General features: G+C 37.4%; 27 protein-coding genes. 10 read left to right on the forward strand and 17 right to left on the reverse strand.

Annotation, left to right across the window (positions count from 1 at the left end):
* Positions 1 to 8: 8 nt before the first annotated feature.
* Positions 9 to 167: a hypothetical protein gene (locus CLV94_RS16975; RefSeq protein ID WP_170148726.1), complete on the forward strand. Its 159-nt coding sequence runs from the start codon at positions 9 to 11 to the stop codon at positions 165 to 167.
* 103 nt (positions 168 to 270) lie between these two features.
* Here CLV94_RS16975 and CLV94_RS17220 read toward each other — a convergent pair whose 3' ends face one another.
* Complete coding sequence (locus CLV94_RS17220) at positions 271 to 402, reverse strand: hypothetical protein (protein WP_262671036.1); 132 nt, start codon at positions 400 to 402, stop codon at positions 271 to 273.
* Between the two features lie 58 nt (positions 403 to 460).
* Entirely contained in the window at positions 461 to 1189 is a 729-nt protein-coding gene (locus CLV94_RS01510; protein ID WP_121374701.1) for a hypothetical protein, read from the reverse strand.
* Between the two features lie 860 nt (positions 1190 to 2049).
* Between CLV94_RS01510 and CLV94_RS01515 the strand changes: the two genes are divergently transcribed.
* The 7 genes from CLV94_RS01515 (at position 2050) to CLV94_RS01545 (ending at position 6208) form a co-directional block, all read left to right on the forward strand.
* Complete coding sequence (locus CLV94_RS01515) at positions 2050 to 2382, forward strand: hypothetical protein (protein WP_121374702.1); 333 nt, start codon at positions 2050 to 2052, stop codon at positions 2380 to 2382.
* 40 nt (positions 2383 to 2422) lie between these two features.
* Positions 2423 to 2941 carry a hypothetical protein gene (locus CLV94_RS01520; protein WP_147406548.1) on the forward strand — a complete coding sequence of 173 codons (519 nt, stop codon included), beginning with the start codon at positions 2423 to 2425 and terminating at the stop codon, positions 2939 to 2941.
* A 104-nt stretch (positions 2942 to 3045) separates the two neighbouring features.
* Positions 3046 to 3411: a heavy-metal-associated domain-containing protein gene (locus CLV94_RS01525; protein WP_182492333.1), complete on the forward strand. Its 366-nt coding sequence runs from the start codon at positions 3046 to 3048 to the stop codon at positions 3409 to 3411.
* Positions 3412 to 3600: 189 nt separating this feature from the next.
* Positions 3601 to 4515, forward strand: coding sequence for a GLPGLI family protein (locus CLV94_RS01530; RefSeq protein WP_121374704.1), 915 nt, complete (start codon positions 3601 to 3603; stop codon positions 4513 to 4515).
* 262 nt (positions 4516 to 4777) lie between these two features.
* Positions 4778 to 5035: a hypothetical protein gene (locus tag CLV94_RS01535; protein WP_147406549.1), complete on the forward strand. Its 258-nt coding sequence runs from the start codon at positions 4778 to 4780 to the stop codon at positions 5033 to 5035.
* A gap of 42 nt (positions 5036 to 5077) precedes the next feature.
* A complete protein-coding gene (locus tag CLV94_RS01540; RefSeq protein WP_121374706.1) occupies positions 5078 to 5437 on the forward strand; it encodes an iron chaperone in 360 nt (119 codons plus the stop codon).
* A gap of 30 nt (positions 5438 to 5467) precedes the next feature.
* Positions 5468 to 6208 carry a phosphodiester glycosidase family protein gene (locus CLV94_RS01545; RefSeq protein WP_245982414.1) on the forward strand — a complete coding sequence of 247 codons (741 nt, stop codon included), beginning with the start codon at positions 5468 to 5470 and terminating at the stop codon, positions 6206 to 6208.
* A 52-nt stretch (positions 6209 to 6260) separates the two neighbouring features.
* Here the strand turns inward: CLV94_RS01545 and CLV94_RS01550 are convergent, their stop codons facing one another.
* From CLV94_RS01550 to CLV94_RS01600, 10 genes are all read right to left on the reverse strand, one after another.
* Entirely contained in the window at positions 6261 to 7439 is a 1179-nt protein-coding gene (locus CLV94_RS01550; protein ID WP_121374707.1) for an AIR synthase related protein, read from the reverse strand.
* A 115-nt stretch (positions 7440 to 7554) separates the two neighbouring features.
* Positions 7555 to 8442, reverse strand: coding sequence for an OmpA family protein (locus CLV94_RS01555; RefSeq protein ID WP_121374708.1), 888 nt, complete (start codon positions 8440 to 8442; stop codon positions 7555 to 7557).
* 81 nt (positions 8443 to 8523) lie between these two features.
* Positions 8524 to 9303: an OmpA family protein gene (locus CLV94_RS01560; RefSeq protein WP_147406550.1), complete on the reverse strand. Its 780-nt coding sequence runs from the start codon at positions 9301 to 9303 to the stop codon at positions 8524 to 8526.
* 420 nt (positions 9304 to 9723) lie between these two features.
* On the reverse strand, positions 9724 to 11208 hold the full coding sequence (locus CLV94_RS01565) for a carboxypeptidase regulatory-like domain-containing protein (protein WP_121374710.1): 1485 nt from the start codon (positions 11206 to 11208) through the stop codon (positions 9724 to 9726).
* A 19-nt stretch (positions 11209 to 11227) separates the two neighbouring features.
* Positions 11228 to 12640: a CsgG/HfaB family protein gene (locus CLV94_RS01570; RefSeq protein ID WP_121374711.1), complete on the reverse strand. Its 1413-nt coding sequence runs from the start codon at positions 12638 to 12640 to the stop codon at positions 11228 to 11230.
* A gap of 4 nt (positions 12641 to 12644) precedes the next feature.
* The gene (locus CLV94_RS01575; protein ID WP_121374712.1) at positions 12645 to 13043 is read right to left on the reverse strand and encodes a curli production assembly/transport component CsgF; all 399 of its coding nucleotides are present in this window, start codon (positions 13041 to 13043) and stop codon (positions 12645 to 12647) included.
* 15 nt (positions 13044 to 13058) lie between these two features.
* Entirely contained in the window at positions 13059 to 13787 is a 729-nt protein-coding gene (locus CLV94_RS17130) for a curli production assembly/transport protein CsgE (protein WP_245982416.1), read from the reverse strand.
* Between the two features lie 4 nt (positions 13788 to 13791).
* Positions 13792 to 14310, reverse strand: a complete 519-nt coding sequence (locus CLV94_RS01590) for a hypothetical protein (RefSeq protein WP_147406551.1) — start codon at positions 14308 to 14310, stop codon at positions 13792 to 13794.
* Between the two features lie 60 nt (positions 14311 to 14370).
* The gene (locus tag CLV94_RS01595) at positions 14371 to 15207 is read right to left on the reverse strand and encodes a hypothetical protein (RefSeq protein ID WP_121374714.1); all 837 of its coding nucleotides are present in this window, start codon (positions 15205 to 15207) and stop codon (positions 14371 to 14373) included.
* 460 nt (positions 15208 to 15667) lie between these two features.
* On the reverse strand, positions 15668 to 17857 hold the full coding sequence (locus CLV94_RS01600) for a glutamine synthetase III family protein (protein WP_121374715.1): 2190 nt from the start codon (positions 17855 to 17857) through the stop codon (positions 15668 to 15670).
* A 363-nt stretch (positions 17858 to 18220) separates the two neighbouring features.
* Here CLV94_RS01600 and CLV94_RS01605 point away from each other — a divergent pair, with 363 nt between their 5' ends.
* Both CLV94_RS01605 and CLV94_RS01610 read left to right on the forward strand, forming a co-directional pair.
* Positions 18221 to 18484, forward strand: coding sequence for a hypothetical protein (locus CLV94_RS01605; protein WP_121374716.1), 264 nt, complete (start codon positions 18221 to 18223; stop codon positions 18482 to 18484).
* Between the two features lie 53 nt (positions 18485 to 18537).
* Positions 18538 to 20895, forward strand: coding sequence for a glycosyltransferase (locus CLV94_RS01610; RefSeq protein ID WP_121374717.1), 2358 nt, complete (start codon positions 18538 to 18540; stop codon positions 20893 to 20895).
* A gap of 90 nt (positions 20896 to 20985) precedes the next feature.
* Here CLV94_RS01610 and CLV94_RS01615 read toward each other — a convergent pair whose 3' ends face one another.
* The 5 genes from CLV94_RS01615 to CLV94_RS01635 form a co-directional block, all read right to left on the reverse strand.
* Complete coding sequence (locus CLV94_RS01615) at positions 20986 to 21531, reverse strand: hypothetical protein (RefSeq protein ID WP_121374718.1); 546 nt, start codon at positions 21529 to 21531, stop codon at positions 20986 to 20988.
* A 204-nt stretch (positions 21532 to 21735) separates the two neighbouring features.
* Positions 21736 to 22740 (reverse strand): T9SS C-terminal target domain-containing protein, encoded by a 1005-nt coding sequence (locus CLV94_RS01620; protein ID WP_121374719.1) that lies wholly within the window; start codon positions 22738 to 22740, stop codon positions 21736 to 21738.
* Positions 22741 to 22792: 52 nt separating this feature from the next.
* A complete protein-coding gene (locus CLV94_RS01625) occupies positions 22793 to 23029 on the reverse strand; it encodes a hypothetical protein (protein WP_121374720.1) in 237 nt (78 codons plus the stop codon).
* A gap of 131 nt (positions 23030 to 23160) precedes the next feature.
* Positions 23161 to 23787, reverse strand: a complete 627-nt coding sequence (locus CLV94_RS01630; protein WP_121374721.1) for a hypothetical protein — start codon at positions 23785 to 23787, stop codon at positions 23161 to 23163.
* Positions 23788 to 23873: 86 nt separating this feature from the next.
* Positions 23874 to 24746 (reverse strand): alpha/beta hydrolase, encoded by an 873-nt coding sequence (locus tag CLV94_RS01635; protein WP_121374722.1) that lies wholly within the window; start codon positions 24744 to 24746, stop codon positions 23874 to 23876.
* Positions 24747 to 24783: the final 37 nt, after the last annotated feature.

A 24783-nucleotide genomic window follows, 5' to 3' on the forward strand; every position in this document is an offset into this window, starting at 1 on the left:
TACAACTTATGAGAGAAAAAGTTTTTGAAACCGAAACGGTCTACAATCTAGATTTTATCTTGGGCTCGATATGGGAGTTCGTGAATATAGCGCTGCTTATAGCTATTATCTATTTTATCGTAAAGCTGTATAGAAAGGTTATCAAATTTTTGGATAAGAATTCTTGATACAACTACGGGCTTTTAAGTTAAACGGCAAGATACATCTTTGCCGTTTTTTTATTGCAGTTTAAGCATCAATTAGTTATATACCTGCCTGCTATTATTTTGATTAAAAATAAGCCGTTTCAACTTTTACATAATGCGTTTCAAGATTGAAATAAACGATTTCAATATACGCATAAGGCATTTCAGTTTTTAAATAAGCGTTTTCAATCTGAAAAGAAGGCTTTTCAAGATTCAATCAAGGACATTTTAAACGCTATTATTATTAAAGCCTTAGGAGGGTAAGGCTTTTTCTTTTAAATCTTGGTGAATTTGATCTTGGAAATGTTTTTGTATTGCGCCGATTTAATATCTAGAATAGTAAAGACATAGTCTTTTGCTTTATGAACCGTATCGACCAGATTGTTTGGAGATTGGTACATGATAGTATTTCTAGTGCTTCGTAGGTTGTTTAGCGGCACATAAAATTCAGCCACTGCAGCGGTCTTTGCAAGCATTTTTGCATGCAATGTTTTTAATGTAGCAATTTTATATTCCTCTTCATTCGGATTGTAATTGTTGGTGTGCTGCAGGATTGAAATCAGCTGGTCAAAATGGCTGGCTTTTTGGTCGTAGCTGGTCTGTGAGACGGAGTGTTCATTTTGCAGTGCCGCTGGGTCTTTTGTGTTTTGGCCGGTACTCTTTTTATTCCCTCTAATTTTTCGGGCTAGGGTCATAAAATTTTCTACGTTGTTGGGCTGTACTCCTTCTGTTGCTTTATAGGCTCTTCTTAGTTTTGTAATAAGCTTTCCTAAAGGTTCAAAAGTGTTTTCTCTTTCCGCCACTGCCGTCTTATAAGGTCCCGTTGCTTCATTAACGTCTTTCTGTGCTTTAGAGGCGAGGGCGTACAAGTTCTGCAGTTCTGTAATGTCGAGTTGCGGGTTTGCTGGGTTATAGTCAGCTCCTATTGCTACAATGTTTGTGAGTAGCAAATTCATGTTCGCAATGTTTTTTGCGTGTCCTGTTTCGGAATTTTTAGTGCTCATAATTGTTGTATTTAAAAATTTAAAACAAATATAAAATAATAACGATTATGATTACTTTTGTTAATTAAATACATATTGCCATTTTTTTATTTAAACAGCAATTGATAAACAACATTTTCCCACTTACACCAAAAAAGTGACCAGTTACGCCTAAAATCGACCACTTATTACTTCTTGTTAGGAAAATGTTAAAGTTTGAGTGATCTTTGAATTAGCAAATTTGATAAGTATAAACTGACTGAAACCAACCACTTATTGTCTTTCTATTAACAATTTACTGCCAAATAATTATTAATTAATGCTACTTATTCATGAAAAACACTTTATCCTTATTTAAAAATTTCCTGCTCGCAGGTATCGTATTAGCATTCTTAACAGCTGGGAAAGTGATACGCCAGCACTACCTCATACCCTACAATCTACAAGCACTACTATCTTTTTTAGCCAGTTTAAAAAAGAAACACAGATTTCTAATTTCGCAACGGTCTTTAAGGTTAAAATATAAAATATCATGAAATATTTTCTAATTGCGTTTTTATTGATTGTAATTTCAATACTATTTTTATTTATCTACCATGATTTAATCTTTTTAGATGACAGTAAGAAAGTGCTTTTTATAAGTATAGGCGACATATTTTATGGAATTTCTCTTTATTTATTTTTATTTCTTCTAGTATTGATTTTACTATTGCCTATACTGGGTCTTTACAGAATTTTTAAGAACAGAAAGCATCATGCTTAAATCACTTCTACTTAAACTTGTTTTAAAAGCAAATCATGGTCTTTATTCAAAGTTGTATTCATCAAAGAATATTGTGAATTTGATGGACATAATAATGTTATCTTAATTAAACCAAAACATGGATTATGAAAACAAAATTTTTACTTTTATTATTTTTTTTACTATCAAAATTTTTGCACAAAAAGAGCAAGAAAGTCTTATCTCTTGTGACAGGATTAAAAATGGATTATTTGATAAAAAAATATATACTAAACTAAATGGAAAGTATATAATGCAAGCTAACGCAAATAAAGAAACCCTCTTTTTAATTCGTACTACTGAAACTAAAAGCTTTTACTATGTTACAGAATTAGTGATAAAAAAAATTAAGAAAAGTAATTGCAATGGAATCACAATCGAAAAGCCTGTACATCGTAAAAGTAAAAATGCTCCTAAAATAGTACGAGACTGACAGTGTCATATAATAAACTTAGAATATAAAAACTTTTATTATGCTAGAACTAATTTGGTTATTGATTAACCTTTCCATCATCATTTACTTTATAATCATCTGCGTTAAGACAGCAAAATTCATTCGAGAGAAAATGGGCGTATTTGCATTAGGTATTTTTGTTTTTGTTTTGCTTTCTGCCGCTGGATTAGATAAAAAATTATCTGAAAACGATCAGATGTTCAACCTGAACAAGAGCAGTGACAACAATAAATTTGCGGGAGATACTTTTCTTGTACAAAAAAATCTTGAAGATAATCTATTGTCAAAAATCACTTTCTTTTTAAAGTATGGAGAAAATGCTGAAGGCAAAAAGCTCTTATCGGCACATACTTCTTTGACAGGGATTGTGGGAGGCACAAATTGGACCACAAACGATATATATGTCGATAAATTAGAAAATACAGATACATGCACCTATACTATTTCTGGAATCAGGGAATGGCGATTGATTGGTTTTAAGATTTATTCTGAAAAAAAAGATTTTAAAGGTAAAATTGAATTGAAAGCATCGTTTTGAAAAACTATTTTATAAAACGGCAAGGCACTTTCTTGCCGTTTTTTTATTAAATCATCTTAATAACCATTTTAAAATTACTCTATATTTGTAAAAAAACATATTTTATGAAAAGCAATTTCCTGAAAAAATCATTCGTAGCTTTCTTTATGCTGTTTGCCATTGCAACCTCTTTTGGGCAGGAAAATAAAAAGAACCAAAAAGCGGTAATCAAAACCTCTATCTCTTGCGACCACTGCAAGGAGTGTGAAACCTGCGGCGCCAACTTTCAATCGAATATGCTGAAAATAAAAGGCGTAAGAATGTATGAGCTCGATGAAAAAGAAATGACCATAACGGTATATTATAATGCTACAAAAACCGACCTGCAGACTATCAAAACAGCTATTTCGAAACTGGGTTATGATGCCGATGATGTGAAGGCAGATGTAGCGGCTTATGACAAATTGGATAACTGCTGTAAGAAAGCATAATACTCTTTAAACTATAATTTCAAAAAACTGCAAGCTTCAAAAAACTCTTGCAGTTTTTTTTGTTTTATAGACTCAAATACTTAAATTTCAACACGCTACAGATGTAAATCACTTAGAAAAACTGAATAGTAACCGACTTTTAAATTCCAAAATTATATATGATGTAAAACTTACTTAAAACAACAAGACATGAGAACAATTCTACTTACTTTTTTCGCCACTGCGATTGTTTCTAGTGCTTATGCACAAGAAGCTGACAAAGTTTTGATTCGGGTAAAATATGCCTTTTCGCATATGCATGACATATACAACAGGGAGAATTATTATAAGGAAACTATGGTACTGATTGCAGGAAAAAAGGCTTCGGTATATTTGAGCTATGATAAAGTTTTACAAGATATTCAGACTAAAGAGGTTTTTGAAAAACAAACTCGTGAACAGGCCAATGTAAAAACCCCAACCTATAGTATGCCGCCTAAAAAACGACCGACGAACAGCATGGAGATTTTCTATTTTACCGATGCCCACAAGTTTATAATAAAAGAGCATTTGGGCGCTTTTTATCTTTGGGAGGAAAAAGTTGAAAAAATAGATTGGAACATCACATCGGAAACTAGCATCATCGAGAACCTAAATTGCAAAAAAGCGACAGGTTATTTTAGAGGCCGGAACTGGACAGTATGGTTTGCAGAAGAATTACCTTTTTCTAGCGGCCCATGGAAGTTGGTTGGATTACCAGGACTAATCATTGAAGCCTATGATGAGGATAGCGAAGTAAGCTTTGTATTTGCCGGGTTAGAGAAAATTGATGAAAACGCAAAGCCTCTTGCTGATGAATACAAATACGTACCAAGAATGGGAAGCAGCAACGCTCTTTCCGATACCAAAATCCAACTGCCTACAGATGCTCATACCTTCAAAGCAACTCCCGAAGAAATAAAGGAATTGAAAGATCTTCAGAAAAAAGATCCTGAGAAATTTTTTAAAACCCAAATGGAATTGCTAGGACTTGGCGGACTAAAACCGGTTTCTAAAGGCAAAAGCTCCCCTGTTCCGATTCAAATGTTTATATTTAATAATCCTATAGAGCGTTCAAAGCCTTAACTTAATTGGACAGCTAATATGAAAACAGCAACAATCGTCTTTTTTTTTATTTTCTTGTCTTTGCGTTCGTGCCCAAAACAGGAGCAGGGAACTGGGTTATGAACAGCCTATTTTTGACAGCGACACTTGCTGCTGGAGGAAACTTGCGAAGAATAACGAATATGAAAAAGCAGGCGATTTGATTGTTTCTTATCTTAAAAACAATAAAAAGCGCTCCAATATACATGCTCTACATTGGCATGCTGGACAAATGTTTGCCAAAGTGCAAAACGATAGATTAGCCGTGCATTACTTTCGAAAAACGTATAATTTCTTATACAAATGGTTTGGCGGCGAAGACGGAAAAACATGGTATTATTATGCCAAAGGAACGGTGGCTTTTATAGAAAGAGACCAAGAAAAATTAAGCAAGATTATTAAAGCTTGGGACAAAAATCTTCCGAAAGACCGCAACTATTCGAGCTTAGTCAGGCTTTATAAAAACTGGGACAGCAAGTATCTGGAAGCAACCGAACCATAGATTCTATAAATAGATTATATTTAGCCTATTAAATAGCGTAACATGGCAGCTAAACGCAACACCATAGACGAGTACATTTCAGATTTTTCAATCGAGGTGCAAGAGATTCTGGAAAAAGTCCGCGCCACGATACAAAAGGCGGCTCCAGAGGCAACCGAAGCCATCAAATATGCCATACCGACTTTTGTGCTTAATGGAAATCTCGTGCATTTTGCCGCTTTTAAAAACCATATCGGTTTTTATCCGGCTCCTGAGGGCATGGAAGAATTTGATAAAGAGTTTTCGGCTTACAAAAAAGGAAAGGGTTCTGTACAGTTTCCGCTTGACCAGCCGATTCCTTTGGAATTGATTGCCAAGATAACGGCTTTTAGGGCAAAGCAGAATTCTGAGAAAAAGAAATAGCCAAAAAATCATTTTTTAATATTGAGAGCATTGAAAAAAAATCTTACGATCACACTATTCGTTCTGGCTTTAGGGACGTTAGGGTTTTGTGCATTTGCAAAAAAGGTATCCTATAGCGACAGCCGCTTTATCAGTTATGTGGTTGATCCAAAAAAGCAAACTTTAAAACTGTACTTAAAAGACGAAAAGCAGCAAAATTTCAAAAGCATCAACAACTTAAAGCTTTGGCTCGAAAAAAAGAGCCAAAATCTCGAATTTGCGATGAATGCTGGAATGTATAAAATGGATAACTCCCCTCAAGGTCTTTACATTGAAAATCAAAAAGAATTGTTTCCTCTAGACACGGCCAGCGGTAATGGGAATTTTTATCTGAAACCTAACGGCATATTTTATATCACTAAAGAAAATGTTCCTTTTGTGTGCGCTACTGAAAAAATTGCAAATAAGAACACGATGAAATATGCCACGCAGTCTGGCCCGATGCTGGTAATTGATGGACAAATTCATCCTAAATTTAAAAAGGGCTCTGCCAATCTAAATATTAGAAACGGCGTGGGTATTCTGCCAAACAACACGATTATTTTTGCGATGTCAAAAGAAGAAATAAGCTTCTATGACTTTGCTTCTTATTTTAAAAGCCTGGGCTGCAAGAATGCACTATATCTGGATGGTTTTGTTTCTCGAACGTATCTTCCAAAAGAAAATTGGCTTCAAGTTGATGGCAATTTTGGCGTGATCGTTGGCGTAACTACAAAAAAAGAAAAGCAATAAAAAACTCCCGAGTGATATCGGGAGTTTTTCTCTATTTAAAATTCTCTAGTTTTTAATACTCAAAGGTTCCAAATTCGCTTTGTATCGTAAGCTTTTTGTGCTCTGAAGCTTCTACCCTGCCGACAATCTGAGCGTCTACATTGAATGATTTTGAAATCGCAATAATCTCGTCTGCGATTTCTTGCGGAACGTAGATTTCCATTCGGTGGCCGCAATTGAATACTTGGTACATTTCTTTCCAATCTGTCTTAGATTGTTCTTGTATCAATTTGAAAAGCGGCGGAATCGGGAAAAGATTATCTTTTATAACATGGACATTGTCTACAAAATGAAGCACTTTTGTCTGTGCGCCACCGCTGCAATGTACCATTCCGTGAATTTGTTTTGGAGAATAGGTATCCAAGATTTTTTTAATAATCGGTGCGTAGGTTCTTGTAGGCGACAGTACTAATTTTCCGGCATCAATCGGAGCACCTTCCACCTCGTCAGTCAATCTGACATTGCCAGAATAGACCAAGTCAGACGGTACGGAAGCATCAAAGCTTTCTGGATATTTCTGCGCGAGGTAGTTATGGAAAACGTCATGGCGTGCAGAAGTAAGTCCGTTGCTGCCCATTCCTCCGTTGTATGATTTCTCATAAGAAGCCTGTCCGAAAGAAGCCAAACCAACAATAACATCGCCTGCTTGAATGTTTGCGTTATCGACTACTTTGTCTCTTTTGATTCTTGCCGTTACGGTAGAATCGACAATTATCGTACGGACCAAATCTCCGACATCGGCAGTCTCGCCTCCAGTGGAATTAATCGTAACTCCAAATGATTTCAATTCGTCTATAAGTTCTTCGGTTCCGTTAATGATGGCAGAAATTACTTCGGCTGGAATCAGGTTTTTGTTTCTTCCGATAGTTGAGGAAAGCAAGATATTATCTGTGGCTCCAACGCACAAAAGATCGTCGATATTCATGATAAGGGCATCTTGAGAAATGCCTTTCCAAACCGACAAATCGCCTGTTTCTTTCCAATACAAATAGGCCAGCGAAGATTTTGTTCCGGCGCCGTCTGCATGCATAATCAGGCAATACTCTTCATCGTTAGTAAGATAATCGGGAACTATTTTGCAGAAAGCTTTTGGAAATAATCCTTTGTCTATGTTTTTGATTGCGTTGTGAACGTCTTCTTTTGAAGCAGAAACTCCTCGCAGATTATAGCGCTTGCTTGTATCGGAACTCATAAAAATTGGTTGTGTTGTTGTGGCGCAAAGATAATCAGTTTTTTTTAGTTAAGATTGCTGTATGGCTATAGATTTTAGACTTTCTTGACAGCAAAAAACGTTAAAATACAAGAAACTAATTTTCTACAATCTCAATCTCTACGCGACGGTTGGAAGCTCTTTCCTGCTCTGTTTTTTCTGGAATAGCAAAAAGCGGTTGCGTGACCCCAAATCCTTTATAGGTGACTCTTTCGTCTTCGATTCCGTTTATTTCTAGAAACTTGGCAATAGCTTTTGCTCTTTTAGTAGACAAGTCCTGTTTATCGTTCTGCATACAGCAGATGTGTCCTTGGATTTGAATCTTCATCTGCGGATTTCTTTTCATGACTTCCAATAACTCGTACATTTTTGGCCTGGAATCGTTGGTGATCGCAAAAGTATTTAATTGGAAATTGAGGTTGTCAAGCTTTAGTCTTTCTCCCGCTTTTGCAACGGTCAGTTTTTCCATAAAAGCTACATCAAAAACCAGTTCTGTAGAGCTCCCGTTAGGATTTTGGATGGTTATCTTTTCGGGGTATTTAGGCATTTCTCTCGGCTTTATGACAACAGGCTGTTCTTTGATTCCAAGAATTTCGTTTTCACGAGCCAAGTCTTTCGCTTCGATAAAGTAGATAACAACTTTTCTGTTTTCGGCTTTTATTTTTGAATGCTTGTGCTTTTCGCCAAAGCTTCGAGTCTTGAAGTCTTCTCTTATTTTCAGCTTTCCTTTTACTAACTCATACACATAATTAACGCGTTTTTGAGCCAGCGTATCGTTAAATCCAGAGGTTCCGTCCTCATCGGTATATCCATTTATAGCAACAATCTTGATGTCTTTATTGGCATTGATAAAATTCTGAAGCTTGTCGTTTTCTTGTTTTTTAAGTTCGTGCTTATTGCTGTCAAAATAGACCGAGAATGCTTCTTGTGCTTGCGTAGCTACAGAAAAAAGCAAGAAAAGTATATAGATAGCTGTGTTTTTCATGGGATAAGTTTATAATTAAAAACGAAGTAACAAATTATTTATTACATAAAAAAGCCTACCCGAAAGAGCTGGCCTACAGGATTATTCGCTTTGGAGCACTAATATTTCTACCCTTCTATTTTCGTTGCGTTCCTGCTCGTTCTTTTCGGGTATTGGATGGATGGGCTTGGTGCTTCCGAATCCTTTATATTTCAGCCTACTGCTGCTGATTCCGTTTGCAATTAAATAATTATAAATCGCTTTGGCTCGGATCGTAGCGATGTCTTCTAAGTCGGTTCCTAATTGGCAGCAGATGTGTCCTTGAATTTCTATTTTCAGGTTTGGCTTTTCTGTCAAAATAGTTAGCAATTCTCTTAGGATAGGTTCTGAGGCTGGGACAATAATTCCGGAGCGGTCATAAAAATTTAGGTTCTTAAGCGTCAGTTTATCCCCTGTTTTAAGGGTCTTGATTTCTTCAGAGAGCTTGCTTTTGGGTACTTCTTTTTGAGGAATCGTATAATAGACTGTTACTTTGCGATTGGCCTCTTGCACGGTAGCTTGGGCAAACTGTTCTCCAAAGCCTTTTAATTCAATAGCTTCGTTTATTTTTATGCTATTGGCTTTAAGCGTTTGAAGGACATACTCTGCCCGTTTTACTGAAAGCGCGTCGTTGTATTCCATCGTACCAACGGCATCACAATAGCCATAAATCTTATCGATTATTGCTGTGGGGTTTTCGCTAATCCATTGGGATAGTTTGTTGGAAGATGTTGTGTTTGTTTCTGAAATGTCAAAATCAAAAAAGACCTGGAAACGATTTTCTTGTGAATAAATAAAAGTCGAAAATAACAGTAGGAAAGCTGTCGTAATTTTTTGTCTCACGTTTATGGTTTTTACAGCAAACGGAAGAATAAGATTTTTATTACGCCAAAATAAAAAGTGAGACAGCCGAAACTGTCTCACCGGTTTTAGAATTAATTTGCTTGGAAAAATTAGAATTTAGGTTACGTCTGATTTTTTTTCAAAAAACAGAATGGGGTATTTCAAATACACAAAATTCTAACAGAGCAAATTAAAATATTTATTTACGATGGGGGTAAATAAATAAGTATAAGTAAAAAACTTATGGGGATAAAGTTTCTATTGAAACTCGTTATATCATTACTAAATTAAATTAAAAGAATAAAGATTTTATGTATTTGTCCTTATAATCGACAAACCGCAACATTCTTAGACAAAACACTATTTACCAGCAATTTGTAAAAACAAAATAACAAAAGGCGAAAAAATTGTTCAAAAAAATCATTCCCAATCGGGCATTGATGCATTGGTGAACAAAGTAGTTCTTGAAGCCACAATTCCGATAAAGTATTTTTGCACGTTCCTAGCGCTTATAAAATCATTAGACGTGTTGACAAAAATAACTTCTGCTTCATTTGGCGAGTATCGGGCATCGATATCCACTGTTCCTGCTGGCTTTTCGGTATTTATTTCTGCTGTCGTATTTGTGCTAAAAACATGCTGGAAGATACGCGAATCCAACTGCCTATAATCTGGGTTTTCAAAACCTGACACGTCTCTGGTAAAAAGCAATTTTTGTCCTGTTATTGAAAAATTCAAGCTTCCGACAGCACCATTTACGCCTGATATAACCAAATCTGAAATGGCACCTTCAGCCGTAATCACATATATTTCGGCATTATAACCGCTGGCATCGTTAACTTTCAGGGCAATTTTGGAACCGTCATAACTCCAGTCGCATTCTGAAATAAATTTGCCGTTGGGTGTCTGGAAAATCTGGGTCAATCCGCTGCCATTGCTGTTTATCTTATAAAGCTTGTCAAAACTCGGATAGATGAGCTGGCTTCCGGCCGTATTCCATGAAAAATTGATAAACTCTGAATTGAATCCTGCAATAGGAACTGAGTTGGTTACTTTAAATACTCCTGTTCCGTCGAGGTTCATCGTATAGAGATGATTTTGGGCGCCATTAGAACGGATAAAAGCAATCTTATTAGACTGGTTATTTTTTCGAGGCCGCCAGCTGTTAGTTTCAGAACTTGTGAGCTGTATCTGGTTTCCGGAATTGTCGCCGGCATATATCACATTGTTTTCGCTGAGTTTTTTGACTAATAGAAATCGAGCATCAGGAAAAGAAGTCGTAGTGAAGGATCGCACAGCGCTCAATACAGGAGGATTCAGTCCGTCTGAAACGGAAACCTGCCAAAAATATTTCGTCCCGAAAGCAAGATTCTGCAACGTATAGGTCGGCGTTACAATATCGGAATAGACCACGACATCGCTGTTAGCATCATTTCGGAGGATCACTTCATAGGTAAGCGAGTCTTCTTCAGGATCAGTCGCGGTCCATGTCAATACTACTTGTCTATTTTGGTTTACGGCATTATCTGCTGGTAAAACCAAAGCTGGAGTATTGGGTGATCTGTTGCCGCTTGTGGAGAGGTCTAATTCAAAAACAATTTCTGTGGTGCTGTTACTATTGACTGTGGCGGCTTCAAATTTTGTCAAGTATCCATCTTTTTGGGCTTGAAAAGAATATTGCCCGACCGGAACATTAGAAACTGTAAATCTTCCGTCTTCATCGGTAAAAACAATACTCGAGGTCGGATTCGAAAAAACTTTTGCATTGACTAACGGTTCAAAAGTATCGGCAATAACTACCCTTCCGGTAACGGTTCCAAAATCTTCTCCTGCGACCTTTTCTTCGCTGCACGAAAACAGCAGCAATAAAAGAAAGAGGCCTGATTTTATAAGAATATTTTTCATGATTTTTAAAGATTAAAAATTATTGCTTTACAGGGTTTTGGGCTTCTTCAATAATGTATTTCTCATACACCTTCTCTTTTTTCTTTGGAAAATAATAGGTAACGCCAAAACCGAATCGGAAATAATAATCGTCACGGACGCCTCTTTCTAAATAATCTATATTGTCACTAAAGTTGAGATTGTGCTCGGCATATATTTTTATGCCGACTGTTTTTGAAGCCAGATATTCTAATCCTGCACCATATTGAACTTTTGCATGCGTATTTTCGAAAAGACGATTGGCTCCGAATCCGCCGCCGCCAAAAATATAGGGACTGAATTGTTCTTTTGGAAGCAAAATAATTTCTGCATTCAGATCAAACGTCAGGTAGCCTACGTCGAGACGGTCTTTATTGGCGAGGTTGATCACATTGGTAGAAGCACTCAGATTAAAACCTGGAGTCAAAAAATATTTTAAAGCACCTCGTCCCATTGGGCGAAGCAGGGATTTATCGTAATCGCCATCAATAAGCGTTGCGCCCCCTGAGATTTCCATGGCGAATCTTGATCTTCTTTCGGTTTTATGTCGCTGATAAATTCCAGTAGCATCGGCCACTTCTTTTTCCATTTCAAATTTTGAGATGATGGAATCGACTTCGGCTTTATCGGCATCGGCTTCCCATATTTTGTCTTTAATTCCTTCGAGCACTAAAGATTGTACGGCTTTTTCGATGGCTTCTGTTACGGCCATGTGTACGGGTTCGTTGGTAGAATAGCCGGTTTCCACTTCCAGCAATCTCTTAAATTTCACATACCTGAAAAGGCTTTGGTCGACTGCCTGTGACAGAATCGTTTTAGAAACATAAACTGATTTGAGGATTTTTCCGCTTGCGGTAGAAATCATCCGAAGGTAAATGGTTACTCGGTCTTGTCTGTATTTTGTAGAACCGCCTGCTCCAAAGTATCTTGCTCCAAAACCGCCTGTGATGATATTGGAATCGTAGGAAACAATACCGCCTTCAAGCAATACTCCTGCATACAACAAAGGCGTGAGCTGCGGATCGTTGGGATTCGGGTTCTTAGAATATTCTTGTCTTGTAGATCGGATCAGGTTACGTTCTTGTAGCAGGTTTCCGATGTTTTCGCGCTCAATGGGAATAAACCATTTGGAGTCTTCTAATGCTTTGATTAATATAGAGGTAGCTCCTTGGGTCACGGCGGTACTGAATGTACTTCCGTTATCAGAGGCTTTGTATTGTCCGGTTTGGTCCCTAAACTTATAGATGCCGACAACAATCGGTTCTTTTGGTTTTGGGAGTTCTCTTAATAGCGTGGTTGCGGGCGTGATTTCGCCTATAGATGCTCTTTCTATTCCGGTCGGCTGGTTATAATAGGCACCACAGCCCGACAGCAATAGCAGCATAGCTATTCCTAAGTAATATTTGATTTGCATAGTGTTATTTTGGGATGATAACTTGGGTTTGTTCTCCAGTGTTGGTATCCAGAATGGTAACGGTCAGTCCGTTTTCTGAGGGAAAAATTTCGACAGAAAGGCTGCCGAATGTATAGCTTCCTTCGGAAATTCCGTTAGTGCCAAATTGCTGCGTGAACAATGATCTGGAAACTAGGTTTAATAACTGCGAGTTTAGGTTTTCTGTAAAGCTTTCTAATTCTGTTTTTGTCTTAGATGTAGCAGTATTATCCTTTAATTTATTTTGAGCTTCTGCAGAACTTAGAAGCCACTGGTAGTTGAACGTATCACCTCCGAAGTTTGGATTTTTGGGCTTATAGACCAAATCCTGGGCATTTGCGGCATGTGCCAGCAAAATGATAATTGCAGTGGATAGGAGTTTCATAATTTAAGTAATAAATTAATACTGAGTGATGTATTGGCTTTGTTTTTCCAAGTTTTTAAGATAGGCATAGGTCACATTGACGGCATCTCCGGCGACAAGACTCAGGAATTCTTCGTCTGGATTCACTAAAAATTCGTAGATCACATTGTTCTCTATGCTTATTATAATTTTTGTATTTCTTGCAAAACTCAATTCTTCACTAACAGTAACCATCTTTTTGGAATTGACTTTTAGGTCATTATATCGGTAAAAATATAAGTCATAAAAGTCTTTGCCTGCCTTGGTTTTCGTGTCATCGGTAACAATACCTGACAATTCGAAACCGTCTGCGGGAATCATTCCTTCATCCTTTTTTTTTTCTTCGCCGATAACAATCCTGTCTTTTCCGACAAGTTTCTTATCGCTATCATAAAAAAGGAGCATCACAATAATTTCGTCGTCTTTCCCAGAATTTACTTGGGTTGTCGACAGTTTTTTTGTTTCGCTTGGCTCCAAGGTAAAAAGTCCTTCTTGGGCATTATTAGATTGATTATTACTTGTCTTATTCTTTTTTATTACTGATAATTTATACGATAAGCTTTGAACGATATCGGTTAAATTTTCCGCAGTACCGGTAATTTTTATGGTTCCTTCAATTTCTTCTAGATGTATTTTTGCCTTGACTTGAGTATTCGACAGCTGCGAATAGGAAACCGGAGCAAAAAGCAACATCATAAAAAGGCTATATGGAAGATATCTTTGCATTGTTCTAATGGTTTAAAATAATGACTGACGAACCATTGCCCGATTGGGTCACTTTCATATCTTTTGAAAGCGAATTGGTTCCATAGCTTTGGATATTCTGGTTATTGCCCTGCTGGATCATCTGCGTATTTACATCATACCTTGTGTAATAGGTAAAATCTTGTATTGCATTATTTTCTCCAGACTGTACAATTCTTTGTGTTATGGTATTGGCTTGTTTTGTTAAGGAAACGGCATTGTCGTTGCCATTTTGAAGCACAGAGATATCAACATCGTTGGCTTTCAGATTGGCATTGAACAAATTATAATTTCCGATCTGCTGTACCAAAACATCCCCTTTTTGCAATAACACTGAGGTTGATTGTTCAGGATTCATGCTTGAAACCACATGCAATGTTTTTTCTTTTGAATCAAAAATAGACGAGCTATATTGGTCAAATCCCGGATTCTCTTCTTCCTGTGCGAACGCAGCCTGAAAGAAAAGCCCAAAGACAAAGAGCATTATCTTAAATAAAGGTTTCATAAGTTAGTGTTTTATAAAAGATGGGGCTGCCTTGTGTGGCCGCCCCATTTTAGTGTTCAACTAGTTAGATTGAGTAACATTGTTAATGTTAGAATTCCCTTTTTGAACGTTCATGCTAGTTTGGTTGTTGCCGCTTTGCATAACATTAGAATAGTTGTAGTTTCCTATTTGAAGCGTATTGTCAAGATGTCCGAATCCGTTTTGAGTAGTCAAGGCATCATTGTCTTTACCATATTGGTAGTGGCTTGCTTTGTTTGCTCCAGAAACAGCTACAGCTGTACTTGTTTGCGTAATTTTAGAGTCGTTCAACTCACCGCCTTGGCTAGTATAAGCAACGTTAAAGTCACCTACTTGAGTTTGTAACGCATCATTGAATCCGTGAGGCATGAATGGAACTGTAACAGCACTTACAAATCCAAGAGCTTCTGCACTGAAAGGAGCACCTGTTGGCATCTCGTTTCCAGAAGTACCTTGGTCAATGGTAGCTTTGTTGTTGTTTCCTGTTTGCAATTGCTTAGCCCAGTCATTTCCGTTTCCTGCAGTTGGGTTTAATTGGTCTTGCCAGATCGTAGCTTGGTTGCTATTTCCTGTCTGAACTTGGTAAGCTTCATTGTAAAGGTTGTTTTGAGAAACAAATGCATTATTTAAGTTTCCGATTTGCTTCACGTCTGCTTTGTTGTGGTTAGAAGCAGAAGAATTGTTAGGATTAATACCTTGTGTAACATTTGAAACGTTACTGTTTCCTTGTTGTCTTACGTCTGAATCTTGGTAAGATCCTTTTTGGTTAACCGACGAATTGTTAGATCCTCCTAACTGCAACACGTTGCTGTCGTTGAATTGTGCAAAAGAAACTGCACTTACTAGCATCACTGAGATGCTCAAAATCACTTTTTTCATAATAAAAATATTTAATTGGTTATAATTACAATTTAATATTGGGGGTCGAAAAAAGTTCTAGAGGGAGGCCACAGAATAGCCTGTTATAATGAAGTATTTTTGGATTGCAATTGTGGTATCTTGCTTTTCAAAGGTATTTCTTTTTTACAAAAAACAAAATCCGAACTACAAGAAAAGCGAGTCAAAAACCAACTTTTCTATGAATTGTGCAAAATATCGGATGAAATACATCATTTTGAATACATTTTTAAAAAAATAATTAAAAAATTCATATTCACATCATATTAGATTAACTATTTCGTAAGAGATTGTTTGCAAAAAACAATTTTGTAGAAATTAAAGTGTACAAATTTTCTGCTATTAATAATTCGTTATCTCCTTGTTTCTTATTTTTCATAAAAAAAGCCTGCTATTTGAGCAGGCTTTTTGTGTTGTTGTGTTGTTTGTGTATAGCAGATTATTATTTTGTAAATAATAATTCTCTGTATTTAGTCAGTGTCCAGATTTCGTCATCTACCAAAAGTTCTAGCTTATCGCAATGTTCTCTGATGATTTCGAAATAAGGCTTCACTTTATTGCAATAAGCTATTGCCATTTTTTCTGTATCTGGAAGGTTGTTCGCTTTTTTGCGTTCTTCCGTCATTTCTTCTACCTTAGTATTGATACCTTCGATATGTCCGGAAATTTCTTTGATTAATGAAATCTGCTCTTTAGCAATCGTTTCATATTCTTTACCAAAGATATCTTTCAGGCCTCTTACATTTTCGATCAAAAGGTTTTGGTAGCGAATCGCTGTCGGAACTACATGATTTCTAGCAATGTCACCAAGAACTCTTCCTTCAATCTGGATTTTCTTAGTGTATTCTTCCATTTCGATTTCATAACGAGCCTCAACTTCTACGTGGTTCATTACTCCTAATTCTTGGAACAATTCGATTGCTTTTTTAGAAACTTTCGCTTTTAAAGCTTCTGGAGTTGTCTTGAAGTTGCTCAATTTTCGCTTTGCCGCTTCTTTCTGCCAAGCATCGCTATAACCGTCGCCTTCAAAAAGGATATTTTTTGTCTGCTTGATGTATTCTCTCAATACGTTGAAGATGGCGTCATCTTTCTTCATGTCTTTACCTTCGATCAAGGCATCGACTTCGTTCTTGAAATCAATCAATTGTTTTGCTACGATTGAATTTAAAGTAGTCATTGCGTTCGCGCAGTTTGCAGAAGAACCTACAGCTCTAAACTCAAATTTGTTTCCTGTAAATGCAAATGGCGAAGTCCTGTTTCTGTCTGTATTGTCTAATAATACGTCTGGAATTTTTCCTACCACGTTCAATTTAAGGTCGGTTTTTTCTTCAGGAGATAATTTTCCGTTAGAAACACCTTCTAATTCTTCTAAAACTTTAGTCAATTGCTGACCGATGAAAACTGAGATGATTGCAGGAGGCGCTTCGTTGGCACCAAGACGGTGATCGTTGCTCGCTGTTGCAATTGCAGCTCTCAATAATTCTTCGTGGGTGTGTACTGCTTTGATTGTATTGATAAAGAAAGTCAGGAATTGCAGGTTGCTCATCGGCGTTTTTCCTGGGCCTAATAAGTTTACTCCTGTATCTGTCGCCAAAGACCAGTTGTTGTGTTTCCCAGAACCGTTTACGCCTTTGAATGGCTTCTCGTGGAAGAGTACTTTAAAATCATGGCGTTCTGCTACCTTCTGCATTACGTCCATCAATAATGAGTTGTGGTCTACAGCTAGGTTGGTTTCTTCAAAAATAGGAGCCAGCTCAAATTGGTTCGGTGCAACTTCGTTGTGACGTGTTTTTACTGGAATTCCCAAAAGCATACACTCGTATTCCAACTCTCTCATATAAGTAAGGACTCTTGTCGGAATCGAACCAAAATAATGGTCGTCCAATTGCTGTCCTTTTGCAGAAGTATGTCCTAATAATGTTCTTCCTGTCATTAATATGTCTGGACGAGAATTAGCCAAAGCTGAATCAATAAGGAAATATTCTTGTTCCCACCCTAAAGTCGCAGTAACTTTCTTTACATTTTTATCGAAATAGCGGCAAACAGATGCTGCAGCTTCGTCGATAGAGTGCAAAGCTCTCAACAAAGGTGTCTTATAATCTAAAGCTTCACCTGTATAGGAGATGAAAACTGTAGGGATACATAGTGTCGTTCCAAAAATAAAAGCAGGAGATGTAGGATCCCAAGCGGTATATCCTCTAGCTTCGAAGGTATTTCTGATTCCTCCATTAGGGAAACTCGAAGCATCTGGTTCTTGCTGCACTAATTGTCCACCACCGAATTTTTCAACTGGATCGCTTCCGTCATACGATGTTTCAAAAAAAGCATCATGTTTTTCGGCAGTTGTTCCTGTCAAAGGCTGGAACCAGTGCGTATAATGTGTTACTCCTTTTGTCAATGCCCATTCTTTCATTCCAAGAGCAATATAGTCCGCTAGTTTTCTATCAATTTTTTTTCCGTGCTGGATGGCATCTTTTACACCTTGATAGGCATCTTGCGTTAAAAATTGGCGCATGGCTTTGTCATTAAATACATTGCTGCCAAAAATTGCAGATTTTCTTTCCAGTTCTTCAAATTTAACTGGCTTTCTTCCAGCCGTCTGTGCTAATGCTTGAAAACGAAATGTCGACATAAGAGTGATTTTAGATTTCTGATTAATTTGATGCAAAGATATAATTTTTATTACTTGAAATTATTTTTACCCTATTTTTTTTAGGGTCAAACCTATAATTTTATAAAATAACATACCATACACCCCTAAAATATATCAAAAACACCAAACATACATTTACAAGACCATCATTAGTCATTCAGAATTTTATAACTTAATCTAAGAATTATATAATATTCATTAAAAACAAAAACAATTCAAAATAAATACTAAAAAATCAATTATTTGTTAATTATGTTAAACATTACATAACACAAATACACTTTTACTACTTTATAACTAATTTTAGAATCCAAGATATTTAATCACTAAAAAACAATCGTTATGAGCTCAAAAAAATTAGTTTTAGGTATTGCCGTAGGAGTCGCTGCCATAGCTGTAGTCGGACTTATAGTCGCAAAAAAGAAATCCAAAAAGAACAAGCTGTCTGAAAAAGCCCTTGAGGCAAGAGACAACTTCAAAAGTAAACTGAACGAATTGCAGCGCAAGGCAAAAAAAGAATTCAATAGTGCTTTGGAAGACGGTGAAGCTTTGGCTAATAAAGCGAAAGACAGAGCTAATGAATGGGCGCATCGAGTTAATCCATAAATCCATCGCTAGAGAACTATACTAATAAGAACTGCCAAAAACTGAAAAGGAATATGAAAAACCTACCACACAACTCCGCTACTCCTATCTTAAAATCAGACAGTCTTGTCTTTCCATCACGCGTCAATACGCTTGGAGATGACGAGCAATTGCCGGAAATCTTATTTATAACATCCTATCCTCCGAGAGAGTGTGGCATTGCCACCTATTCTCAAGATTTGATGAAAGCATTGAACAATCAATATGTAAGTTCTTTTTCCTTGACCGTTTGCGCTCTGGAAAACGAACACGAAAGACATCTGTATGCCGACGAAGAAGTAAAATATACTTTAAACACTTCTGATCCTGCTTCATTTAGGACTATTGCAGAAACTATAAATAACGATGACAATATTAAGGTAGTCGTAATCCAGCATGAGTTTGGGCTTTTCCAGGACAATGAGAGCTTCAATGCTTTCTTATTAGAAATCGAGAAGCCTTTGGTGGTTGTATTCCATACGGTATTGCCAAGACCCGATGTTGAATTTCAGAAAAAGGTACAGCATATTCTTGACAGGGCGGATTCTATAATTGTAATGACAAAAAATTCAGAAGCCATCCTTAAAGAAGATTATACGGTAGCTTCTGAAAAAATCAGCGTGATTCCGCACGGAACCCACTTGGTACCGCATACCGATAAAAATGCGCTGAAAGCCAAATATGGCGTAAAAGGCAGAAAGGTCCTTTCTACTTTCGGACTTCTTAGTTCTGGAAAAAGTATTGAGACGACTTTAGACGCACTGCCAAACATTATAAACAAAAGCCCGGACGTGCTTTTCCTAATTATAGGCAAGACCCATCCGGGCGTTGTGTTGCATGAAGGAGAATCGTATCGCGATTCCTTACAGCAAAAAATCAAAGAATTGAAACTTGAAAATCATGTGCAGTTCGTAAACAAATATCTTCCGTTAAATGAATTGCTGGATTATTTGCAGCTGACCGATATTTATCTTTTCACTTCTAAAGACCCAAACCAAGCTGTCAGCGGTACTTTTTCGTATGCCATGAGCTGTGGTTGTGCGATTGTTTCCACGCCGATTCCTCATGCCAAAGAAATGCTTGCCGATGGTTCTGGACTTACTTTCGACTTTGGAAATTCCAAACAATTAGCCGAAGCCGTCAACTTGCTTATTTACGACATCGGCTTGCGAAAAAATATGATACTGAATGGTCTTCATAAAATCATGCATACCGCTTGGGAAAATTCAGCGGTGGCACATGCCGTATTGTTCCAGAAAGTTTCAGGCGGAAAAATAGAATTGCATTACAGGAATCCGAAACTCAACTTGGATCATATTAAAAAGATGACTACTGAATTCGGAATGTTCCAGTTTTCAAAATTAAACCGTCCTGACCCAAATTCAGGCTATACGCTTGACGACAATGCCAGAGCATTAATTGCTTTGTGCCAAGATTACAAGCTAACAAGAGATATTGAAGACTTAAAATACATCAACATCTACCTCAATTTTATTTCCTATTGTATCGACGATGATGGAAAATTCAAGAATTATGTGGATGTAGACAAAAATTTCACGCCTCAGAATAATTCTGTAAATCTTGAAGACAGCTCCGGCCGTGCTATATGGGCTTTAGGATATTTGGTATCATTGGCTCCTATGCTGCCTTCAAATTTTACTAAAAAAGCCGAAGCCTTATTCAGGAAAGCCATGCTGCAGACCGAAAAGATGCACTCGACAAGAGCGATGGCTTTTATCATCAAAGGACTGTATTATTTCAACAGACAGGTGAAAGATCTCGACAATCAAATCTATATCAAAATATTTGCCGACAGGCTCGTGCAGATGTACAAGCATGAAAGCTCTATAAACTGGAAATGGTTTGAAAGCTATCTTACCTATGCCAACAGCGTACTTCCAGAAGCATTGCTTTGCGCTTATGCTGTCACGAATAAGGAAGAATATAAAGAAATTGCAAGAGAATCTTTTGACTTCTTGCTGGACAATACTTTTTCTGATAACAGTATCAAAGTAATTTCCAACAAGAGCTGGCATATCAAAGGGCAAGACAAGCATAGTTATGGAGAGCAGCCAATTGATGTGGCGTATACTATCTTAGCCTTGCGTAAGTTCCATGATATTTTTAAGGATGAAGAATATCTTAATAAGATGGAAATCGCTTTCAACTGGTTCTTGGGCAACAATCATCTAAAACAGATTATTTACAATCCATGTACGGGTGGCTGTTTCGACGGACTTGAAGAAAACAACGTAAACCTTAACCAAGGCGCCGAATCTACTTTGAGTTATTTGATGGCCAGACTGACAATAGCACGCTATTTCGGAAATGCAAATACGATTTACTTTCGCAAAAAATTAAAAGCAACAAAACTTTTGCTTCTAAAGAGTTAATTATTAATTCACTGCAAAAAAGCCAGCTGTTTAGCTGGCTTTTTTTATGGGCATAAAAAAAGAGGCCGAAGCCTCTTTTTTATTTCAATATTATTTTCTGGATTCTAATGTTTTCACATTGCTGTCATTCAATCCGTACGCTTTGATTACTGCATTGTAATCGCTAAGGTCAACTGCAGGTGCAGCTGTAGCTCCTTTACCAGAATTTGCTGCTTTGTTAGACAGGTAACCTGGAATAATTACGACACGGAAAACTTGGTTTACAGAAAATGCTGGTTCTTCTTCAGCAGGGAAATTACTATCAATATAAATATTGATTGAATTTACAGTAAAGTCAAAAGTATATTGCAAGTACTCAGCTCCAGAGCTAAAGAAATAGGTTTGTGGAAGTGCTTCCCATACATCTTGTCCTCCTGCAGTACCTGAAAGCCTATATATCATAATCATATCTGAATTGAAAATAGGAGGAAGCAAAGAGTAGTTAATTTTATAACCGTTTCCTGCGTTGAAAGTTGTGTTTTGGTTGATTTCAAAAACCTCTGCAATTGTGTCGTTATCAACACGATCGTCATCGTTAGTACAACTTTGTAATGCTGTCATTCCGACAATAGCTAAAAGTAAAAATATTCTTTTCATAATGTTATTTTTTATTTGTTTATAAATGTATTCCAAAAATAAAGCCAAAAAAAAGTTTTTAGAGAAATTTAATACTTTTTTATTCGATTCTCTAGGTTTTACTTTCCTTAAAAAGGCTGTAACTTATTACATATTAATTAAATAAACTAAAAACATATTTTCTTTTAAATAATCCGTCTTTTTCAAAAAATTAGTAAATCACTACTAATTTTCCTTTCTAACTATTTCCTTTTTCTTTTCTAAATATGCTTTCAAAAGACCGCTCAAATCCACCTTGTGGAATTTTTGAGGTTTGTTTATAAAAGGCTTTCTGGAGAAATTTTCATTGGTCAGGTAATACTGCAATCCGTTTTCTGTGGCAACTCCTTCTACTTGATGGAATGGAAGCCGCAGCTTGATTCTTCTTTTGTTTCCGGCAAAAAAATCAGCACCGCTAAAATCGTATAAGAGATATAAAAAAGGCTTGAGTCGTTTGGTATAGCCGCATAAGACGACCAAATTCTTTGACTCTAAGAAAGTAGCTCCGGTAATCAATCCTCTTACATCGTGTATTGTTTTTAATTTCGCTATGTGCTGGCCTGGAAGTTTCGGGAGCGAATATACCGCCGTCTTCTGAGATGTCCATTGCTTGGTAAAAATATAGATGCTGTCTTTTGAAACGATAAAAGCTTCGCCGTCATACTCTGTCTTGTTGGCTCTTGAAGGCGTGAAATCTATCTGGTCGGAATAGCTGAAATGGATCGTGTCAATTACTGGATTTACGGAAAGCGAATTCTTTTGAATTCGCAAGATGCGTAAGTCTTTCCTGTTTCCTGCCGAGTTGTTTCCGAAATCGCCTATATAAAGGTAGCTGCTATCCTGCGAAATCTCCTCCCAGTCTTTATTTGCTACATTTTTCAATTCATACGATTGCTGTATTTCGCCGGAAATCGTGTCCAAGGCATAAAGAGCCGTGTCCTTGTCGTCATTTTGCGTCCACAGTTTTCCATCCCAAAAGAGAAGGCCAGAAGTTTCGTGCAATTTCTTGTCTAGCTTTTTAGAAAAATCGGGTTTTATCTTTGCTTTTTTATAGTCGCAGCTCCCGTCGTTCCATGTGGCTTGCGGATTGTAGTTTTTAGACAGCGGATCTGTACAGCCCGAAACCTGTGCTCTTGCACCTAAAGTAAAAGCAATATTCAGTAGGACGACGAGCCAGCAGAGAGTCTTCATGTTTTTTTATTTACCGCATAAAAATAACGAAAAAGAAATGGATTGTGTTCGGCTAAAAAGTTTTGCCTTCTCTATTTCTTGCACGTTCTATATCTTCTAGCGTGGCACATTTGGTGTTGACCCTGACCTCATCGATTAAAAAAGGCAGGTGTATGCATTCTACTTCTGAAAGGTCTTCATTCAGATAATCTTCTACATCTTTCAGGTCGTAAAACCAATATTTGTCAAACTGTACTTTTTTTATGGAAGCGTCTTTCAGCAGGATTTCTTCTTTTAGTTTTTTGATCATGGTGAGGCTAAAATTCTTGTACTACAAAGTACGGGATTTGAAATAGAGAATCCCCTACTCCATAAGTGTTTTAACAAAAAAAGGCTCTCGGAAATACATCCTGAAAGCCTTTTTGTTATTTCTTTAATAGTTTACGACGTCAAAAAATAATCAATGAGCAACTTGCTGCCTTCTTTCCATCGTATCCAGCCTGACTTCAGACTGCCGCCGCCAACATCGTCGCAATGCGGGCCTGTGAAGATCTGGATCCAATCGCCTTTCATGGTCTTGACCTGAAAGCATTCGTCTCCGTCAAATTGGATTTCTTTGGCTTCATCGTTGGGCTGTGTCTTGATTTCTTGCGGAAAATCATTTCGGGAAATCATAAACATTTCTTTCAAGAATCCTTCCCAGGTATTGAGGTCGGTTGTTTTGGTTTTCCTGAGCCAATACGATTCTCCTGTTTCGTTGTTTACAATTATTTCGACCCAAAATCGTTCTTCCGACTTGCATCTAAAAATGAGCTGGTTGTCTTCTATAGCAAATATTTCGGGTTTCAGCCATTTTTCATGATTTTCGAAATCTTTGAGGTCGAGGCTTTCTGTGTTTTCATCGTTAAAGAACTCGAGAATGTGCTTGGGTTCTTTGTCATAAGGATCTGCGTATAGTTTCAGTACCGTCTGTCCGTTCAATTTTACAGATACGATTCCGATTCCGATATCCGCTTGTGCCATAGCATTAAGCGATATCAAGAGAACAATTGCTTGTAGAAATTTCATTGTGTGGGTTTACTTGTTTTAATAGCGTATAGAAAGAACGTTTTAAAAATCTTTTTATTTTGTCTTTTAAATTACTGCCTCTTATATTATTGTGCTACAGTGCCATTGGCTTTAAAAATTTTTGAAAAGAACAAAGCATGATACGGCAGTGCATTCTCCCAATATTCCCAAGTGTGGGCGCCAGGACGTTCGGTATACTCATGAGACACTTTGCCGTAGACAAGCCTTCTGTGCAATTCTCTGTTGGGCCCGATCAAGAAATCATCTACGCCGCAATCAATAATCAGCGGCAGGGCGTTTGCCTTCATCTTGTCAATCATATTCAGCACGGCATGGGCTGCATATACTTCTTGTGGCGCTCCTTCCGGCCCGAAAACAGGCTCCATCAGTTTGTCTATTCTTTCTGGCGCGTCTACGCCCATGTTTTTCATGGTTCCCATATCGACGGCGCCGCTCATGCTTCCGGCCGCGGCATATAGGTCAGGGTGTTTTGTGGCTAAATACAAAGCGCCGTGTCCGCCCATAGAAAGGCCCGTGATGACACGTCCCTTTTTCTCATGGATCGTCCTATAGGTCTGGTCGATTTTCTGGACGACTTCTTTGGTGATGTAGGTTTCAAACTGGCTTCCTTTGTTTACGGGACTGTCGAGATAAAAGCTAAACGTCTCGCCTTCTGGCATAACGATAATAATATCGTATTGATTGGCCAGGTCTTTGATCGTCATTTTATTCGGCGTGCTTTTCAGCCAGTCCCTAAAATGTCCATAAGCTCCGTGGAGCAGGTACATCACCGGATATTTGGCTTTGCTTTTTGAATACGAGTTCGGCAAGACTACCGCCGCGTTGTAGGTTTTTCCCATAGCGGTACTTGGAATGGCTAGCGTATCTACTTTGGCTGCTTGCGAAGCGAGGCCAGACAGCAGGAAGAAAACAACTAAGAGTAGCTTTAGATTTTTCATAAGCGAATATATTGATTCAAATTAACGATTTAATTCC

It is taken from the genome of Flavobacterium endophyticum, from assembly GCF_003634455.1.
GTDB lineage: Bacteria > Bacteroidota > Bacteroidia > Flavobacteriales > Flavobacteriaceae > Flavobacterium > Flavobacterium endophyticum.